The 19,510-nt window shown below is 45.0% G+C and carries 18 protein-coding genes; 4 read left to right on the plus strand and 14 right to left on the minus strand.

All coding sequences use genetic code 11. From position 1 onward, the window contains the following. Positions 1 to 2: 2 nt before the first annotated feature. On the plus strand, positions 3 to 842 hold the full coding sequence (locus AB5123_RS09270) for a transketolase (RefSeq protein ID WP_022287361.1): 840 nt from the start codon (positions 3 to 5) through the stop codon (positions 840 to 842). Between the two features lie 3 nt (positions 843 to 845). Continuing rightward, the gene (locus AB5123_RS09275) at positions 846 to 1,793 is read left to right on the plus strand and encodes a transketolase family protein (protein WP_302838745.1); all 948 of its coding nucleotides are present in this window, start codon (positions 846 to 848) and stop codon (positions 1,791 to 1,793) included. An 86-nt stretch (positions 1,794 to 1,879) separates the two neighbouring features. Here the strand turns inward: AB5123_RS09275 and AB5123_RS09280 are convergent, their stop codons facing one another. After that, positions 1,880 to 2,494, minus strand: coding sequence for a TetR/AcrR family transcriptional regulator (locus AB5123_RS09280; RefSeq protein WP_368364728.1), 615 nt, complete (start codon positions 2,492 to 2,494; stop codon positions 1,880 to 1,882). Between the two features lie 278 nt (positions 2,495 to 2,772). Here AB5123_RS09280 and AB5123_RS09285 point away from each other — a divergent pair, with 278 nt between their 5' ends. Together AB5123_RS09285 and AB5123_RS09290 are read left to right on the plus strand one after the other, a co-directional pair. Continuing rightward, on the plus strand, positions 2,773 to 4,872 hold the full coding sequence (locus AB5123_RS09285) for an MMPL family transporter (protein ID WP_337811880.1): 2,100 nt from the start codon (positions 2,773 to 2,775) through the stop codon (positions 4,870 to 4,872). Positions 4,873 to 4,892: 20 nt separating this feature from the next. Further along, a complete protein-coding gene (locus AB5123_RS09290) occupies positions 4,893 to 7,325 on the plus strand; it encodes a hypothetical protein (RefSeq protein WP_289148024.1) in 2,433 nt (810 codons plus the stop codon). Positions 7,326 to 7,448: 123 nt separating this feature from the next. Here the strand turns inward: AB5123_RS09290 and purD are convergent, their stop codons facing one another. From purD to AB5123_RS09355, 13 genes are all read right to left on the minus strand, one after another. Further along, entirely contained in the window at positions 7,449 to 8,804 is a 1,356-nt protein-coding gene (gene purD, locus AB5123_RS09295; RefSeq protein ID WP_368364729.1) for a phosphoribosylamine--glycine ligase, read from the minus strand. A gap of 89 nt (positions 8,805 to 8,893) precedes the next feature. Beyond that, on the minus strand, positions 8,894 to 9,598 hold the full coding sequence (locus tag AB5123_RS09300; protein WP_256322158.1) for a PsbP-related protein: 705 nt from the start codon (positions 9,596 to 9,598) through the stop codon (positions 8,894 to 8,896). A gap of 55 nt (positions 9,599 to 9,653) precedes the next feature. Then, positions 9,654 to 10,835 carry a phosphoribosylaminoimidazolecarboxamide formyltransferase gene (locus AB5123_RS09305; protein WP_022287354.1) on the minus strand — a complete coding sequence of 394 codons (1,182 nt, stop codon included), beginning with the start codon at positions 10,833 to 10,835 and terminating at the stop codon, positions 9,654 to 9,656. Between the two features lie 31 nt (positions 10,836 to 10,866). After that, entirely contained in the window at positions 10,867 to 11,400 is a 534-nt protein-coding gene (locus tag AB5123_RS09310; protein ID WP_041337194.1) for a hypothetical protein, read from the minus strand. A gap of 15 nt (positions 11,401 to 11,415) precedes the next feature. After that, on the minus strand, positions 11,416 to 11,913 hold the full coding sequence (locus tag AB5123_RS09315; RefSeq protein ID WP_022287352.1) for a zinc ribbon domain protein: 498 nt from the start codon (positions 11,911 to 11,913) through the stop codon (positions 11,416 to 11,418). Positions 11,914 to 11,945: 32 nt separating this feature from the next. Next, on the minus strand, positions 11,946 to 12,662 hold the full coding sequence (locus AB5123_RS09320) for an IMP cyclohydrolase (RefSeq protein WP_041337195.1): 717 nt from the start codon (positions 12,660 to 12,662) through the stop codon (positions 11,946 to 11,948). 22 nt (positions 12,663 to 12,684) lie between these two features. After that, positions 12,685 to 13,317 carry a phosphoribosylglycinamide formyltransferase gene (purN, locus tag AB5123_RS09325; protein WP_368364730.1) on the minus strand — a complete coding sequence of 211 codons (633 nt, stop codon included), beginning with the start codon at positions 13,315 to 13,317 and terminating at the stop codon, positions 12,685 to 12,687. 12 nt (positions 13,318 to 13,329) lie between these two features. Beyond that, complete coding sequence (gene purM / locus AB5123_RS09330) at positions 13,330 to 14,370, minus strand: phosphoribosylformylglycinamidine cyclo-ligase (RefSeq protein ID WP_022287349.1); 1,041 nt, start codon at positions 14,368 to 14,370, stop codon at positions 13,330 to 13,332. Between the two features lie 22 nt (positions 14,371 to 14,392). Further along, complete coding sequence (purF, locus tag AB5123_RS09335; protein WP_022287348.1) at positions 14,393 to 15,817, minus strand: amidophosphoribosyltransferase; 1,425 nt, start codon at positions 15,815 to 15,817, stop codon at positions 14,393 to 14,395. 5 nt (positions 15,818 to 15,822) lie between these two features. Then, the gene (locus tag AB5123_RS09340) at positions 15,823 to 17,244 is read right to left on the minus strand and encodes an amidophosphoribosyltransferase (RefSeq protein ID WP_368364731.1); all 1,422 of its coding nucleotides are present in this window, start codon (positions 17,242 to 17,244) and stop codon (positions 15,823 to 15,825) included. A gap of 5 nt (positions 17,245 to 17,249) precedes the next feature. Then, positions 17,250 to 17,966 carry a phosphoribosylaminoimidazolesuccinocarboxamide synthase gene (gene purC / locus AB5123_RS09345; RefSeq protein ID WP_022287346.1) on the minus strand — a complete coding sequence of 239 codons (717 nt, stop codon included), beginning with the start codon at positions 17,964 to 17,966 and terminating at the stop codon, positions 17,250 to 17,252. Between the two features lie 167 nt (positions 17,967 to 18,133). Next, complete coding sequence (gene purE, locus AB5123_RS09350) at positions 18,134 to 18,631, minus strand: 5-(carboxyamino)imidazole ribonucleotide mutase (RefSeq protein WP_041337200.1); 498 nt, start codon at positions 18,629 to 18,631, stop codon at positions 18,134 to 18,136. Between the two features lie 411 nt (positions 18,632 to 19,042). Continuing rightward, positions 19,043 to 19,261 (minus strand): YdeI/OmpD-associated family protein, encoded by a 219-nt coding sequence (locus AB5123_RS09355; protein ID WP_022288720.1) that lies wholly within the window; start codon positions 19,259 to 19,261, stop codon positions 19,043 to 19,045. Positions 19,262 to 19,510: the final 249 nt, after the last annotated feature.

Here is a 19,510-nt window from a genome sequence, read left to right on the forward strand (position 1 = left end):
GTATGGACGAAACATTAAAGAAACAGCTTGAGATCACAGCCTGCAAGGTTCGTCTTGGAATACTCGAGGGAGTATTCAACGCAAAGTCGGGTCATCCGGGCGGATCGCTCTCTATAGCAGATCTGCTTACTTATCTCTATTTTGCCAAGATGAACGTATATCCTGATAAGCCGGAAGAGCCTGAGAGAGATAGACTCGTGCTTTCAAAGGGTCACACAGCACCTGCACTCTATGCAACTCTTGCAGAAAAAGGCTTTTTTCCAAAGGAGGAGCTGAAGTCCCTCAGACATATCGGTGCAATGCTTCAGGGTCACCCTTGTATCTCTATCCCTGGCGTAGATATGTCCTCTGGATCCCTTGGACAGGGCATTTCTGTTGCCTGTGGTATGGCGCTTTCAGGAAAGCTCACAAGCGATACCTATAAGGTGTATACTATCCTTGGCGATGGTGAGATCGAAGAGGGTCAGGTATGGGAGGCTGCAATGTTCGCCGCTCATTATAAGCTTGATAACCTCGTTGCTGTTGTGGATAATAACGGACTTCAGATTGACGGAAAGATAGAGGACGTAATGTCGCCATATCCTATCGTTGACAAGTTTGCAGCATTTGGCTGGCACGTTATCACAGCCGACGCTCACGATTTTGACTCACTTGAAAAAGCATTCAACGAGGCAGAAACAGTATGCGGTCAGCCTTGCGTTATCGTAATGAAGAGTATCAAGGGCAAGGGCGTTTCATTTATGGAAAACAACGTTTCATGGCATGGCTCAGCACCTAACAAGGAGCAGTATGAGCAGGCTGTGGCAGAAATAAACGAACAGCTTAAAAGTCTGGAGGGTTAAGCAATGGCAGAATTGAAGAAGAAAGCTACAAGAGAAAGCTACGGCGAGGCTCTTGCAGAGCTTGGCGATAAGTACGATAACCTCTATGTTTTTGACGCAGACCTTGCTGCTGCAACAAAAACAGGTATATTCAAGAAGAAATTCCCTGACAGATTTTTTGACTGCGGTATCGCTGAGTCAAATATGATGGGCGTTGCAGCAGGTATGGCTGCAACAGGCAAGATACCATTTGCTTCTACATTTGCAATGTTCGCCGCAGGCAGAGCATTTGAGCAGGTAAGAAACTCTATCGGTTATCCTCACCTCAACGTGAAGATAGGTGCAACACACGCAGGTATCTCTGTAGGCGAAGACGGTGCAACACATCAGTGCAACGAGGATATCGCTCTTATGAGAACTATCCCTGGCATGGTGGTAATAAACCCTGCCGACGACGTTGAAGCAAAGGCTGCCGTTGAAGCCGCTATCCTCCATGAAGGTCCGGTTTATCTCCGTTTCGGCAGACTTGCCACACCTGTTTTCAACGACCCTGAAACATATAAGTTTGAACTTGGCAAGGGCGTTAAGCTCCGTGACGGCAAGGATATAGCTATCGTTGCAACAGGCCTTATGGTTTATGAGGCTATCGAGGCTGCAAAAACACTGGCAGCTGAGGGTATCGAAGCAACAGTTATCAATATCCACACTATCAAGCCAATCGACGAGGATATCATCGTTGAAGCTGCAAAGAATACAGGACTTCTTCTCTCAGTTGAGGAGCATAGCGTTATCGGCGGACTTGGCTCAGCCGTTGCAGACGTTCTTGCAGCAAGACACCCTGCAAAGCTTGTTAAGATCGGCGTTAATGACGAGTTCGGTCACTCAGGTCCAGCAGTAGACCTGCTCAAGGAGTACGGTCTCTGCGCAGACAATATCGTTGCAAAGGCAAGAGATGCTGTTAAGGCAAAGTAATAAAAACACCAAACGGACGGACATCTTCCGTCCGTTTTTTTGTACACAAAAAAGACACGCTTACGATCTTGTAAACGTGTCTTTTCTTATGCTTTTACAGTGCCTGCATGAGTGTCGATAATGTTGTTTATACATATGTAAAGATAAGGCTTAAGCTCGCCAATGTCCACAGGCTCGTTGTAAAGTATGGACGAGTAGCAGGTTGAGCTTACAAGCTCAACTATCATGAATATCATGACCTCAGGCTGAACAATATTATATGGAGCGTCAGCAAGCATAGCGTCATAAATGTTGCGGAAGTCGATGTCATCGTCCTTTATAGGCGACGTAAGAGCGTGCTTGAAAACGCCCCAGCTAAGATTCTTTGCAATAAAAGTCAAAAGCGACTTGTTCTCGTTTAGCTGGTTGATGATGTTGTCAACAATAAAAATAATTCGTTCGTTAAAGGTGAGCTTCTTGCCGCTCGCATTTAATGCCCCGATAGCGTTTCTGAAAAGCTGTGACGACTTATGAGAAACAAGCTTGTTTCTTATGTCATATTTGTCCTTGAAATAAAGATAAAACGTTCCTTTCGCCACACCAGCGTTGTTCACGATGTCTGAAATAGAGGTCTTGCTCACTCCCTTGGTGGTAAAAAGACTAAAAGCCGTGTTAAGCAGAGAGTCCTCCTTTACCTTTTTATTGGTATCAAGCTTGCCCATTTTAACACGTCCTTCCTTATTATAATATATACAATTTGTATGCCACACATACACAGATTTACTGTGGTTGACACTATATTTATTATAATACAAATTCTTGTTAAAGTCAACTGAGCAAAATGACCAATAGTCAGTTATGACCGTTGGTCATTTTGTGCAACTCTACAAAAAGAATGACTAATGGTCATTTTACTATTGACTGTTGGTCATTTTTGATGTATACTATGAATTGTTAAAAGACCGAAAGGTCAAAAACTATGTGAAGGGAATGACATTTGATGCAGAAATTTGGCAGAGGAGTTGTAAAATTCCGAGTACCGATACTCATAGTCAGCGTTCTGCTGCTGATACCGTCAATATTCGGTTTTCTCAGCACAAGAATAAACTATGATATTCTTTCATACCTCCCGTCAGACATTGAAACCATGAAAGGTCAGGATATAATGCTTGACGAGTTCGGCAAGGGTGGCTTTTCGCTGGTAATGCTTGACGGCATGGACGATAAGGACGTTGAAAAGGTCAAGGAGAAGATCGAAAAGGTAGACCACGTTTGCGATGTTCTCTGGTATGACACCTTGGCAGACGTTTCACTTCCAAAGGAAGTTCTTCCTGATGATATTTACGATTTCTTCAATACAGATAACTCCACAATGATGGCTGTCTTTTTTGACGAAGCGACCTCCGCTGATGGCTCACTTGAAGCTGTCAAGGAGATAAGAAGCATCGCTGGTGAGCAGTGTTTTGTAAGCGGTATGTCGTCAGTCGTTGAGGATATCAAGGATCTGACAATGCAGGAAGCTCCGATGTATGTTGTTATCGCAGTAATACTTACAAGTATCATACTTGCACTTACAATGGATTCGTTCCTTATCCCACTGTTCTTTATGCTCAGCGTGGGCATGGCGATAATCTATAACATGGGAACGAACTTCATACAAGGCGAGATATCGTTCATCACCGAAGCTCTTGCAGCCGTGCTTCAGCTTGCGGTAACGATAGACTACTCGATCTTCCTGTGGCACAGCTACAAAGAGGAGAAAGAAAAGCACCCTGGTGACAACAAAGAGGCTATGGCAGTCGCCATCGGCAAAACTATCACCTCAGTTGTTTCAAGCTCCATAACAACAGTTGCAGGCTTCCTTGCACTTTGCTTCATGAGCTACGAGCTTGGCATGGACATGGGTATCGTAATGGCAAAGGGCGTTGTTATTGGCGTTATCTGCTGCATAACAGTTCTCCCGTCAATGATACTTGTCTTCGATAAGGCACTTGAAAAAACAATGCACAAAGACCTTGTTCCAAGCCTTGAAAAGCCTTCAAAGTTCATTATCAAGCACCATGCAGCATTTATCGTACTCTTTATAGTTGTACTTATCCCTGCCGTATATGGTCAGATAAACACCAATGTCTACTATAACCTGACAGATACTCTTCCAAAGGATCTCAACAGTGTTATCGCAAACACAAAGCTAGATGAGGAATACAACATGGCAACGACCCATATGCTCCTGGTTGACGCTGATATGGAGCCAAAGGAAGTAAACTCTATGCTCGACGAAATGGGCAAGGTTGATGGTGTAAGCTTCTCAATGTCACTGGATACTCTTATCGGTCCGTCTATCCCTCGTGAGATAGTTCCTGAGTCAGTAACAAAGATACTCAAGAGCGACAAATGGCAGCTCATGCTGGTTGGCTCTGAATATAAGGTAGCTTCTGATGAAGAGAATGCCCAGATAGATGAGCTTAGCAAGATACTTAAATCCTACGATAAGGACGGAATGCTTATCGGTGAGGCGGCGGCAACAAAAGACCTTATCGACATAACAGATCATGACTTCAAGGTAGTAAATATAGTTTCTATCGCCGCTATCTTTATCATTATTCTTATTGCACTGCGTTCAGTTTCACTGCCTATCATTCTGGTAGCCGTTATCGAATTTGCTATCACAGTAAACATGGGTGTTCCGTGCTTTACGAATACCACTATACCGTTCATAGCGTCGGTAGTAATCGGTACTATCCAGCTTGGTGCAACAGTTGACTACGCTATACTTATGACAACAAGATATAAGACCGAGCGTAACGCAGGCAAAGATAAGCACGAAGCTGTCACTATCGCACTCACCACTTCAATGAAGTCTATCATGGTCAGCGCACTTGGCTTCTTCGCTTCAACATTCGGCGTTGGCGTATATTCAAGCGTAGATATGATCTCACAGCTTTGTACGCTAATGTCAAGAGGTGCAATAATCAGTATGATAACTGTTATCTGCATACTTCCTTCAATGCTTATGCTGTTCGATAAGGTAATAATCAATACAACAATGGGCATGAAGAAAAAAGAAAATAAGCTTTATAAGCTTCCTGAAATAAACTAATTGGTAAAGGAGATATAGTTATGAAAAAGTATTCAAGAGTTCTTGCAGGCATACTTGCCGTACTTCTTTCCGCAGGCTGCACAGGTCTTTATGCAGCAGCTCAGTCAGACAGCTCTTCCGCTGCCGACAGCACTGCCTCAACAACAAAGAGCGAATCAGATAAAAAAGATACAAAAGATACAAAGAAAGCTGATAAGTCTGACAGTGATACAGAAAAGCAGGCTAAGGAAGAAACAGTTTATGTTATCACTGACGCTTCCGGCAACAAGACAAAAACAGTCGTTTCCAACTGGCTGAAAAATCCACAGGGCGTAAAGAAGTTGGAGGACGTTTCCGACCTGACTGATATCGAGAATGTTAAAACAGACGAGGGCTTTACAGCCAATGGTGATAAGCTCACATGGGATACCGAGGGCGGAGATATCTACTATAAGGGCTATACCGATAAGGCACTCCCGGTTGATGTAAAGGTAACATATACCCTTGACGGCAAGGAGATTAAGCCTGAGGACCTCGCAGGCAAGAGCGGTAAGCTTACAGTAAGATATGACTATACGAACAACGATAAGAAAACTGTCAAGATAAACGGCAAGAAAACAGATATCTATGTTCCATACCTTATGGCAACAACAGCTATCCTTGATACTAACGTTTATTCAAACGTTGAAGTAACAAATGGCAAGCTCATTTCAGACGGAAGCAGACAGATACTTATAGGCGTTGCAATGCCTGGCCTTACAAAGAGCCTTGATCTTCAGGATAACGAAGATATCGAGATACCGGAGTACGTTGAGTTCACAGCAGACGTAAAGGACTTCGAGTCAACGACCTCTCTCACAGTCGCAACATCTGACATCTTCTCAAAGCTTGACCTTAGCGATATCGGTGATGCTGACGATCTTCAGGATAAGCTTGATGAGCTTTCTGATGCTACAGACGAGCTTGTAGACGGCACAGCAGAGCTTTACGCAGGCATCAAGAAGCTGTCCGATTCCTCAGGAACACTTATCACAGGTATCGACAAGCTTTATTCAGGCTCTAAGTCACTTGACGATGGTGCAAAGACACTTAACAGCGGTGCAACAAAGCTTCGTGACGGAGCAAAGACCCTTGATTCTTCAACAGGTGAGCTTATGAGAGGTATCTCCACAGCTCATAGTGGTTCAACAGCCCTCCTCGGTGGTTTTGATCAGGTAAACAGTGGTATGTCATCTTTGAAGAACGGCTCATCATCACTTTCAAGCGGACTTTCACAGGTATCCTCAGGCGCACAGCAGGTAAATAACGGTGCTGCAAGCCTTGCCGCAGGCACAAATAAGCTTGTTACAGGCGTAGGCGACCTCCAGACAGGCTCTAAAAAGCTTGCCGCAGGCACAAAGCAGACCTATGACGGTTCAACTGCACTGAAAAAAGGCGTTGCAACACTTAATGCAGGCGTTTCCACACTCTATGAAAAGGTGCAGTCACTCCCTGCAAGCGTTGAACTTCTTTCAAATGGCATAACAAAGGTAGATAACGCACTTACACAGTCTATCGCATACGACCAGCAGGTACTCGCAGGACTTGAGCAGCTTCTCGGCAATTACGAAGAAGGCTCAGCAGAGTACACGAGCATAAGCAATATGATAGAAGCCGTAAATGGCTCTATCCAGTATCAGCAGGGCGCACAGAGCGGCCTTGGCGATGTTTCAACAGGTGTCGGCACAATGGCAACCGAGGGCAAACAGCTTGTTGACGGCGTAACTCAGATATACAATGGTCTTAACGATAAGAAGAAAGGTCTTGTCGCAGGCGTTGATAATTTGAATGCAGGACTTAAAACAGTAAACGAGGGTGCTTCTGCACTTAAAACAGGTATCGGTACGCTTGCTAAGTCCAGCAAGGATCTTAACAATGGTGCAGCTACACTTTCCGCAGGTACAAAGAACCTCTCCGCAGGAGTAAACTCAGCACAGGCAGGCGCAAGCAAGCTTGATAAGGGCGTTGACAGCCTGAACACAGGCGTATCAAAGCTTTCAAACGGTGCAAAAACTCTTGACAGCGGTCTTGGTCAGCTTGACAACGGCAGCAAGCAGCTAAAAGACGGTACTGCAACACTCTATTCATCACTTGTAGAGCTTGCACAGGGTACAACAACACTTTCAAGCGGCAGTGCAGAGCTGTTCAGCGGTATCGGTCAGCTCAAAGACGGCAGCTCACAGCTTTCATCTGGTGTTAAGAAGCTTGAAAGCGGTGCAAAGACCCTTAAAGACGGCATGGCTAAGTATAAGGACGAGGGCATCGGCAAGCTCCTTGACATCTACAACAACGACCTCAAGGGACTTATCGACAGACTTGACGCTCTCAAGAAAGCAGCCGAGGATTCAACAACATTCTCAGGCGCAGCCGATGGCGTTGAAAGCTCAGTTAAGTATATTTACGAAACTGCGGCTATTGAAAAAGCAGACGAGTAATTTTTACTTCCCACACATAGCAAAGACCCCCTTGGACAGAAATGTCCGAGGGGGTCTTTGTATTTATAAACGTATTATCTGTACAAAAAAACGGACGGAATCTCTCCGCCCGTTTTATATATCCTACTGTCTTAGATAAACGCCGTTTTCTTCGATGTAGTCCTCCATATCCTGCTTGTATTCAAGATCAAGAGAATCTTTAGGAAGTGCATTGAGTGCTTTCTGACCAATGTCTTTTCTGAAATGCTCTCCCTCGAACTTTATCTTGGAAACAGCCTCATAAGACTTGTCCAGTGCGCCCTGAAGCGTGTAAGCATTGCAGGTAACACCCAGAACACGACCGCCGTTTGTGTAGAATTTGCCGTCCTCATACTTAGTGCCTGCGTGATAAATAAACGCTCCGTCTACCTGACCCTTGTCGTCCATACCGAACATCTCGATACCCTTTTTGTACTTAACAGGATATCCTCCGCTGGCCATAACAACACAAGTGCAGTAACCCGACTTCCAGCCGATCTTGACATCAGCCAGCCTGTGTTCATAAATAGCCTCAAATATCTCGCAAAGATCACCCTCCAGCATAGGAAGAACGACCTGCGTTTCAGGGTCGCCGAAACGGCAGTTGTATTCAATTACCTTTGGACCATTAGGGGTGAGCATAAGTCCGAAATACAAACAGCCCTCAAAAGTCCTGCCCTCAGCATTCATTGCATTGATAGTCGGCAGGAAGATCTTCTCCATGCACTCCTTGGCAATGTCCTCAGTGTAGTAAGGGTTAGGTGCAACAGTACCCATTCCGCCTGTGTTCAGACCCTTGTCGCCGTCCAACGCTCTCTTGTGATCCATTGAAGAGATCATAGGAACAACAGTCTTGCCGTCAGTGAATGAAAGCACAGAAACCTCAGGACCTGTGAGATATTCCTCCACAACGATAGTGGAACTGCTCTCACCGAACTGCTTGTCGTCTATCATGGAGTGTATAGCCTCCACAGCCTCTTTCTCACTCTCCGCCAGAATAACGCCCTTGCCAAGTGCAAGTCCGTCAGCCTTTATAACAGCAGGGTATGTGTTCTGTTCCTTGACATATTTTATAGCGTCCTCACTGTTTGTGAACACCTCGTATTTGGCTGTAGGAATATTGTATTTCTTCATAAGATCCTTAGAAAAGACCTTTGAACCCTCGATTATAGCCGCATTTTTCTTAGGACCAAAGGTCTTGAAACCCTCAGCCTGCAAAGCGTCTACCATTCCAAGTACAAGCGGATCGTCAGGTGCAACAGCCACCATGTCTACTTTAAGCTTCTTTGCCAGAGCCACAACGCCCTCGATATCCGTTGCCGCAACATCAAAACATTCTGCATAGCGTGAAATGCCACCGTTTCCGGGTGTGCAGTAAAGCTTTCCTACCTTAGGGGACTCCGCAAGCTTCATAACGATAGCGTGTTCACGTCCGCCTCCGCCAACAACTAATATGTCCATTTTCAGACCTCCTCAGTGTGTTTTTCCAATTATAACAATACCGCACACCTATGCTGTGCGGTATCGTCATTTATTTACTTCGTATATTATTACTTAAGCTCAAAGCTGTCAAGAACTGTCTTGAACTCGTCAGAAAGCTTGCTGTAAGCGTTCTCGCTTGCACCATATGTGATAACAACAAGGTTGCCGTTGTCAGAAGTGATTATCTGATTGAGCAGTACCTTCTGTGAGCCGATCTCGCCTGTTACGTCAACAATGTAAGCGTCCTTGCCTGCAAACTTATCTTCCTTGTCGTTTGTAACAGTGTAGCCGTCCATGGAATTATATGTTTGCTTGATCTGGTCAGCATAATCACTTGCTGTAAGACCATTGAGCAGATCGTTTGACATTGAGATAACGTTGATAGAAGCAGACTCAAGCTCAGCATCATCGCCTGCGTCAGCGTATGTGAACATTACGTCAACACCAGCGGACTCCTGCATTGCCCACTTCTTTGAGTCGATCTTGAAAGTATAAAGATCGCTTGTGTAAACGTCATTCTCATATGTGCCTTTAGCCTCGTCGCCAGTGCTTGTTGTGTCGTCAGCAGAAGTTGTTGTGTCAGCAGCTGACTCCTCAGGTGCAGCAGTTGTAGTTGTTGTGTCAGCCTTAGACTCAACAGCAGGTGCGGCTGTAGTTGTAGTAGTTGTTTTAGCCTCAGCCTTTGACTCACTGCTTGAATCGCTTGACTCTGAGCAGCCTGTAACTGCAAATACCATTGACAGTGCCATGAGTGATGCAAGTAACTTTTTCATAATAAATTTCTCCTTTTCTTCTTGACCTTTATTGTTTTGCATTAATGCGCAGAAATTAGTGATGGAACAATCTTATTCCAGTGAATGCCATTGCCATGTTGTACTTGTTGCAAGTCATGATAACATGATCGTCCCTGATAGATCCGCCCGGCTCGGCAATGTAAGCCACACCGCTCTTTTTAGCTCTCTCGATGTTGTCACCGAATGGGAAGAAAGCGTCAGAACCAAGGCAAACGCCTGTGTTCTTAGCAAGCCATTCCTTCTTTTCAGCCTCAGTGAGCACCTCAGGCTTTACCTTGAATGTGTTCTGCCATACGCCCTCAGCCAGTACATCATCATGCTCGTCAGAAATGTAAACGTCGATAGCGTTATCTCTGTCAGGACGTCTTATGTTGTCAACGAACTGAAGTCCCAGAACCTTTGGGTGCTGTCTGAGCCACCAGATGTCAGCCTTGTTTCCTGCCAGTCTTGTGCAGTGTATTCTTGACTGCTGACCTGCACCGATACCGATAGCCTGACCGTCCTTTACATAGCAAACGCTGTTAGACTGTGTGTATTTAAGTGTGATAAGTGAGATAACAAGATCAGTTTTCTTGTCCTCAGGGATCTCCTTGTTGTCTGTCACGATATTTGTGAGCATATCGTTGTCTATTTTCAGCTCGTTTCGACCCTGTTCAAAAGTTACGCCGAAAACCTGCTTCCTCTCAATAGGTGCAGGAACATAGTTCTCATCTATCTTGATGATGTTGTATGTACCCTTTCTCTTTGACTTGAGTATCTCAAGAGCCTCGTCAGTGTAGCCCGGTGCAATGATACCGTCAGAAACCTCTCTCTGGATCATCTTTGCAGTGCAAGCGTCGCACTCGTCAGAAAGTGCGATAAAATCGCCGTATGATGACATTCTGTCAGCACCTCTTGCTCTCGCATAAGCGCTTGCAAGTGGAGTAAGCTCTCCCAGATCGTCAACAAAATATATCTTCTTTTCGACCTCGCTCAAAGGCTTGCCGATAGCAGCGCCCGCAGGTGAAACGTGCTTGAAAGAAGTTGCCGCACACATACCTGTTGCCTTTTTAAGCTCTCTTACCAACTGCCAGCCGTTGAATGCGTCAAGCAGATTGATGTAACCGGGCTTGCCGTTGAGTACCTCGATAGGGAGATCCTTGCCATCCTCCATAAATACTCTTGACGGCTTCTGATTAGGGTTGCAGCCGTATTTCAAAAGCATTTCATTTGCCATAATTTTTACCTCCTGTTTATATGAATAAGCCTTAGTTCATTGCAAATATTGCCACTCCTGCCATTACTGCCACAAGCAGTACCGCAGCGAATGAGATATAGAAAAGCAGTATGAGCTTGCCCTTGCTTTTCTCCTTAACGTCCCACTTCTTCGAGGGGATACTAGGTCTTGTCACACCCATTATTATCGGCATGATGAGCAGATATCCAAGCATACCGAGTATAAGGTTTATGCTCGGCGTATCGTCCATATTCTTCATGAGCAGAAAAATAGGTATCACAATAAGAATGTGCGCCAGCACCATGAATACTCGCCATATCCTGCGCTGTTTTATCTTTTTGTCCCTTATGCCGTTGAGTTCTTCCTCAGAAGCTTTTCTCTTTAGAAATTCTTCCTGCCTGAGCCTTACTTCTTCAAGCTTCGCCTCATCAACTATCTTGACCGTCCTGGTGCCGTCGTCAATGTAGTTCTGAGTGCCGCAGTAAGGGCAGTAGACGATCTTCTTATCGTCCTCTATCGTTATTTCACCGCCGCAGTTTTTGCACTGAAGTGCGATAAGTTCCAACTTGCTCCCCCCTGACTATTTGATGAAACGTAAGTAAAGCTTGCCCACTCCGAAGAATATCGCAGTGAACGTGATGTAGAAAAGCACCGCAGTTTTTATCCTGCCCATGCCCCCAGCGTTCCTCGGTTTAATAAGCGCCATTATCACAGGCAGAGCCACCCATAAGCATATGGAAGCGATTATTGCAAATACAGACTGATACATCACCGCACCGCTGAATACAAGCGTGAATATAACGTGCAAAACGATGCAAGCTATTATCCACCCCTGCTTCTGTGAAGCGTTCTTGTATCTGCCGCTCGCCTCCTCGTCACGAAGCTTCTGGTCAAAGTCTGATACCTCTTTATTGAGCTTTATCTCTTTGAGCCTTGCTTCGTCAATGACGTTTATTATCCTGTTTCCGTCATCGAGCAGTATCTGCGATCCGCAGTATTTACAGAACGTCTTTTTCTGTCCCTCGTGAACTTCAAGCTCGCCGCCGCATTTGGGACATTTTAATGCAACTAACTCCATTTTTTCTATACTCCTGCTTCGCTTTAGGGATATTACTTGCTGTACTTATTTATAACCTTAGAAACAGCCTTGCCGCTTGCGATATCAATGTATCTTACAAACAGCGATACCTTGTTGTCCTCGTTGAGCGCTTCCCAAAGCTTGCCAGTGAACTCTTCGATATCGTTAGGTATCTCCACCTTCTTAGGCTCGCCCTCAAAGCTTGGCAGAGGATTGCCGTCACCCATGTAAGTGTGGATAAAATGACCCACGCCGTCAAGAGGGTTTGTGTATGTGTAAGTAAATCTCTCGCAGCAGTCAGGGTTGCCGTCAGCGGACTTGAGTATGCTCATAGCATAATTATATGCGCCGTTCTCAACGTGCATGATACCTGAAATACGAGGAGTGTAGTTTGGAGCGTCGTCCTCATACTCTCTCGTCCTCAGAGATTGCTCAAAAGTCTGCTGCTTGTCCATAAGCTCGTAAATAGTGTCCGTCTGATCGCCGTTTGTAACGATAGTCTTGTTTCCAAGCACACGAACGGGGGAGTATATAATAAGGTGTGGGTCAGAAAGCTTGCTAGGGTCAGCAGCTTCTGTCTTGATGCCGTCCTCAGTTTCCGTGAAAACTCTGTTTCTGGAATTAACACTTCTGCCCATGATAAAATAAGCCGTTACCGCACTCTTTCCGTCAGCAGACTTGCCTATAACTATTCCTCTGCCCGGATATGAGTTGCTTTTAAGCTCGTCATAAATATTAAGGGTCTTCATATCTTGTCCTCCATAATTTTTCTCAGTCTTTAAGGTCAACGTAAGCCTTGCCGTCCTTAATTCTTATCCTGTCCTCGCAGAACAGCGAAACCGCCTTAGGCAAAAGCTTCCATTCAACGTTTTCCATTATCTTCTTCTGTAAGCTTTCAGGCGTCTCGTCATTTGCAACATCTACAGCGCCCTGCAAAATAATAGCTCCGGCGTCAGCCTTTTCGTTTACAAAATGTATAGTCGCACCCGATACCTTAACGCCGTATTCCAAAGCCTTTTCATGAACTCTAAGTCCGTAAAAGCCCTCGCCGCAGAATGACGGTATCAGTGCAGGGTGAACGTTTATTATCCTGTAAGGATAAGCCTTTGTAACGCATTCGTCAAGAATTATCATAAATCCGGCCAGCACCACAAGGTCAGCACCTTGTCTGTTAAGCTCAGCCAGAATAGCCTCGCTGTAACTCTTGCTGTCAGCATATTCCTTTCTCGGAATAACGACAGTGCTGATACCTGCATTTTTCGCCCTCTCCAGAGCATAAGCACCCTCCTTCGAGGATATAACGCAGGTTATCTTGCCGTTTTTTATAATGCCGCTTTTTTCAGCGTCAATAAGCGCCTGTAGGTTTGTTCCGCCGCCCGAAACAAGAACGCAAATCTTCTTCATATCTCTTTACCCTTAGCAGATGATAACGCCCATGTCAGAGTCAACAAGCTCGCCCAGAACGTAAGCTTCTTCGCCTGCCGCCTTGATAGCTTCGATAGCCTTGTCAGCGTCAGCCTTGTCAACAACAACTGTCATACCAACGCCCATGTTGAATGTGTTGAACATATCTCTCTCAGGAATGTTTCCTGTCTTTGCGATAACGTCGAAAATAGGAAGCACCTGAACGTCGCTTCTTGCTATCTTAACAGAAAGACCGCTTGGAAGTGAACGTGGAATGTTCTCATAGAATCCGCCGCCTGTGATGTGTGATATAGCCTTTACCTTAACAGAATCAAGCAGGCTCATAACAGCCTTTACATATATCTTTGTAGGTGTGAGAAGTGTCTCGCCAAGTGTCTTGCCAAGCTCGTCATAGTGAACAGAAAGAGTCTTTTCGTCAACGCTGAATACCTTTCTTACCAGTGAGAAGCCGTTTGAGTGTACGCCGCTTGACTTAATAGCTATCATAACGTCCCCGGCCTTCTGAGTGCTTGGGTCAAGTATCTTGTCCTTGTCAACAACACCAACAGAGAAGCCTGCAAGGTCATATTCGTCAACAGGGTAGAAACCGGGCATCTCAGCCGTTTCGCCGCCGATAAGCGCACAGCCTGACTGTACACAGCCCTCTGCTACGCCGGAAACTATCTGAGCTATCTTCTCAGGATAGTTCTTGCCAACAGCGATGTAGTCAAGGAAAAACTGTGGCTTTGCACCGCAGCAGATAATGTCGTTTACGCACATTGCCACGCAGTCGATACCAACTGTGTCATGCTTGTCCATAAGAAAAGCTATCTTGAGCTTTGTGCCAACGCCGTCTGTGCCTGAAACGAGAACAGGCTTTGTGATACCTGTCATGTCAAGCTCAAACAGACCGCCGAAGCCGCCGATGCCGCTGAGAACACCGCTCGTCATGGTCCTTGCAACGTGCTGCTTCATAAGCTCAACTGCCTTGTAGCCTGCCGTTACGTCAACGCCTGCTTCCTTGTAGCTGTTTGAAAAACTGTTTGTATTCATGATAAAATATCCTTTCAGTTATTTACTTCTTTTCCGATATCTTCGATTCAAATTTGTCCTTAGGCATATCCTTAGGAACTTCGATAGGGTATTTCTCTGTAAAGCAGCCTACGCAGAAATCACACTTTGAATTTCCCGCAAGCTTTTTAACGCTTTCAACACTGAGATATCCCAAGCTGTCTGCACCGATATATTCGCATATTTCTTCATTGGTCATCTTGCAGGCGATAAGATTTTCCTTGCTGTCTATATCCGTTCCGAAATAGCATGGTGCAATGAATGCAGGGGAGGAGATACGAACGTGAACTTCCTTTGCACCTGCATCCCTCAGCAGCTTGACTATACGTCCCGAAGTCGTTCCTCTGACGATACTGTCGTCTATCATAACGACCCTCTTGCCCTTAACAGTGCTTGAAATAGCGTTGAGCTTTATCTTGACGGAGTTTGTCCTCTCTGTCTGGCTAGGCTGAATGAACGTCCTGCCTATGTATCTGTTCTTGATAAATCCAATGCCGTATGGTATGCCGCTTTCCTGAGAAAATCCCAGCGCAGCGTCAAGTCCCGAGTCAGGCACGCCTATGACGATATCAGCGTCAACAGGGTGTTCTCTCCAAAGATATTTTCCTGCCCTGAGCCTTGCCATGTGAACGCTCGACCCCTCGATAACAGAGTCAGGTCTGGCAAAATATACATATTCAAATACGCATATAGTACCCTTTTTACCACAGTGAGTCGTGATAGAGTTCACACCGTTTTTGTCAATAACTATCATTTCACCTGGTTTAAGATCTCTTATGTATTCAGCGCCGATGCTGTCAAAAGCACAGGTCTCCGACGCTACCACATAGCCGTCGTCTATCTTTCCGAGGCAAAGGGGTCTGAAGCCGTCAGGATCTCTCGCCGCAATAAGCTTTGTCGGCGACATAACGAGCAGCGAATACGCACCCTTTATCCTGTACATAGCCTTTTCAAGAGCCGCCTGTATAGACGGTGCTCTAAGACGTTCCTCGGTTATGGCGTATGATATGACCTCAGTATCATTTGTGCTGTGGAATATCATGCCCTTGTTTTCATATTGCTCTCTAAGTTCTCTTGCGTTAGTAAGATTTCCGTTGTGAGCGATAGCCATAGGACCCTTTATGTGACGAACAACAAGCGGCTGAGCGTTTGAAGCGTTGCAGTTGCCTGTAGTCGAATATCTCACATGACCTATAGCAATATTGCCCTTGCCGAGCCGTTCGAGAGTTTCCTTGTCAAAAACCTGATTGACAAGACCCACGTCTTTGTGATAGCTGAACACGCCGTCGTCGTTTACAACGATACCGCAGCTTTCCTGACCTCTGTGCTGTAATGCGTAAAGAGATACATAAGTCTGAGCCGCAACATCGCTTGTCTTGTTAGTATAAATGCCGAAAACGCCGCATTCTTCATGGATACCTGTTACCAATTAAATCATTCCCTTCCGTTCCAGCAGTAGGTGCAAAGCTCACAGCTTGGCAGACCCACAGCCTTTACAGTGCCTTCAAGCGACTGGAATTCAACAGAGGTAAGCTTAAGTCTCCTGCATATCTCGTCCCTGAGAAGCTTGCCACGCTCAGTGCTTGAATCGCTGTATTCTTCAATGTATTTAACTCCCTCGATACCCTCGTTCTCATTAATGATCTGTCTTGCGATAAGTTCAAGTTCCGAGGTGCTGCGTGAAAAGTTTAGATACTTGCAGCCATACATGATAGGAGGACAGGCTGATCTCATGTGGACTTCCTTTGCACCGTTCTCATAAAGAAACTCAACAGTTTCCCTCATTTGAGTGCCTCTTACGATACTGTCGTCAACGAACAGAAGCTTCTTGCCCTCGATAAGTTCGTGAACAGGTATAAGCTTCATCTTCGCAACTCTGTTTCTCATAGACTGGCTTGTTGGCATAAAGCTTCTAGGCCATGTAGGAGTGTACTTGATGAACGGTCTTGCAAAAGGTATGCCGCTTTTGTTTGCATATCCTATAGCGTGAGGAACGCCCGAATCAGGTATTCCGCAAACGAAATCAACGTCAGGGAGCCTGCCGTTTTTCATATCGTTCTCCGCCATTATCTCGCCGTTGCGTGTTCGCATAAGCTCCACGTTCACGCCCTCATAGCAAGCGGTAGGGTAGCCGTAATAAGTCCAAAGGAAAGTGCAGATCTTTTTCTTGTCTGTACCCTCGCTGAGGATATTGTAGCCGTCCTTGGTTATCTCAGTTATCTCTCCCGCCTTTAGTTCGTGACAGGTGGAGTATCCAAGCTTCTGATATGCAAATGATTCAAAAGAAAAGCAATATCCGTCAGAACGCTGTCCTATTATAATAGGAAGCCGTCCGTCCTTATCTCTGGCAACGATCATCGACTTGTCTGTCATTATTGCAAGTGACATCGTGCCTTCTATCTTGTCCTGTGCGTATCTTATGCCGTCAACAAAGCTGTCCTTCTGTGCGATCAGCGCACCGATAAGCCCTGCGGAATTGATAGCGCCGCTGCTCATTGTTTCAAAGTTTGCGCAGCCCTTTTCAAGCAGTTCGTCAGCCAGTTTAGCGGCATTTTGTATTACACCGATAGAACACACTGCGTAAAGTCCTAACTTCGAGCGTACCATTATCGGCTGAGGATCTGTGTCGCTTATGCAGCCGATACAGATGTTTCCTCTCATTTTGTCAACGTCTTTTTCAAATTTAGTACGAAATGGTGAGTTTTCAATGCTGTGAATATTTCTCTGAAAGCCAAGCTCAGGGGAGAATGAAGTCATTCCGCCCCGCCTTGTGCCTAAGTGTGAATGATAGTCGGTCCCGAAGAAAACGTCCTGAATACAGTCATTAGCTGAAACAGCTCCGAAAAAACCGCCCATAGATATTATTCTCCCATTACTCTCTTTATCATCTCATGGTAAGCCTCTTCAACGCCGCCCATGTCTCTTCTGAATCTGTCCTTGTCGAGCTTCTCATGTGTCTTAGAATCCCAGAAACGGCAAGTATCAGGTGAGATCTCGTCAGCAAGAAGTATCTTTCCGTGGAATCTGCCGAACTCGATCTTGAAGTCGATAAGGTCAATGCCGATGTTCTTGAAGAAGCCAAGCATGAACTCATTTACCTTGAAAGCATACTTTGTGATATCCTCGATCTCTTCCTCAGTAGCAAGACCAAGACCAAGAGCATAATACTTGTTGATGAATGGGTCGCCAAGCTCGTCGCACTTGTAGCTGAACTCAAGTGTAGGCTGCTTGAGTTTTGTGCCTTCCTCGATACCGAGCTTCTTTGAGAAGCTTCCTGCTGCAACGTTTCTTACGATAACTTCCAGCGGAACGATCTCGACCTTCTTAACGATAGTCTCTCTGTCAGAGATCTCCTCAACAAGATGAGTAGGGATACCCTCTTTTTCAAGAAGCTTGAACATATAGTTTGTCATTTTGTTATTGATAGCACCCTTGCCAACGATAGTGCCTTTCTTCTCGCCGTTGAAAGCAGTAGCGTCGTCCTTGTAATCAACGATAACAAGATCAGGGTCGTTAGTAGCGAATACTTTCTTAGCCTTGCCCTCATAGAGCTGTTCTGTCTTTACAATGTTTTCCATAGATTTATTCCTCCATAAAATTATTTACATTATTTATATGATATACCGAAAACATATCCACTGCCGTTTTAATATGTAGGGGCGAACATCGTTCGCCTGCCGACAGCAGAACTTCCCCGATATATCAAATATAACATACAGCCGAGCTATATGTCTGTATCAAAAAATCAAAGCGCAGCAAGCTTGTCTTGTAAAGCTTTGTCCTTAGCCACAACACCGTCTATCATATCCTGCTTAGCCTTTTCAAGCTTCTCAGCCAGACCCTCGTCAGAAAGAGCAAGCATCTGAATAGCAAGTATAGCAGCGTTCTTAGCGCCGTCAACTGCGACAGTGGCAACAGGGATACCACTAGGCATCTGAACGGTAGCAAGCAGAGCGTCCATGCCGTCGAAGTTAGCACCCTTGCAAGGGATACCGATAACAGGAAGCGTTGTGTGACCTGCAATAACTCCCGCAAGATGAGCCGCCATTCCGGCAGCGCAGATTATAACTCCGAAGCCGTTTTCCTTAGCCTTGTCAGCAAAATCGCTTGCAAGCGCAGGCGTTCTGTGAGCAGACATAACGTGACATTCGTAAGGAACACCGTAAGCTTTAAGTTCAGCAACAGCCTTGCTGACAACAGGAAAATCGCTGTCAGAACCCATTATTACCGCAACTTTTTTCATAAATTTATACCTCCAAGTAAAACAAAAAATTACAAATAAAAAACTGCAACAATGGCGTTGCAGTTTTAGTCAGTGCATAATTAGATTGTTAGAGTGCAAAAAATCAAGGCAGGACGCAATTATACTTAAAGACCTACCCATAAAAGAATATGTAATTGATGAAAAACAGCACATTTCAGTCATACATCTCTCCTGAATACATACAAAAAATACTGCACAATATTACCAGACAGTAAAGCGGAGCAAAACTGTCTGCGAAAGCTTTTTTTACTGATTTTCTCCATAACAGCATACAAAGCCTTACAATAATATTGTACAATATTTATAGATAAATTTCAACACATATTTATATAAAATTTATATCAATTAATCTTTGATTTATTGTGAAATTTGTCTACATTAACTTTTTGTTCAGAAAATACTTGTATCAGTGATCTGACCGTTTGACAAGCTGTTGACGAGACCACGCATTTCCTCTTTGGAGCGAATACAGTGTGCCGAGTCGATTATCTGCTGTCTTTGAAGCGGATCCAGCTTAGCAAAGTAAGCATATGCCGCAGGCACCTGAGCAAGAGCCATAGACAGCCCCAGCGGCAATTCCTGCCCGTGAGCAAAAGAGTTGTTTTTCATTTTTATCACCTCCGCATATATTATTTCCCGGGCAATAAAAAATAAACCCTTATGATCTTATATGTGATACTGCACAATTTATCACATCGTAATTTGTGTAAACAAATGATTTATCTTTTAATTTGGCAACATTTCTGCAATTGTTGCATTTTTTATGCAACAAAAGGGGTGCTTTTCGGGATAAGTATAGGGGTATTATCCCAAATTGAATATCCTGCAAGGTAGCAGTGTATGAGGAAACATTTTGTC

This window comes from Ruminococcus sp. RTP21204st1_B2_RTP21204_210225, assembly GCF_040914135.1.
Lineage (GTDB): Bacteria > Bacillota > Clostridia > Oscillospirales > Ruminococcaceae > Hominimerdicola > Hominimerdicola aceti.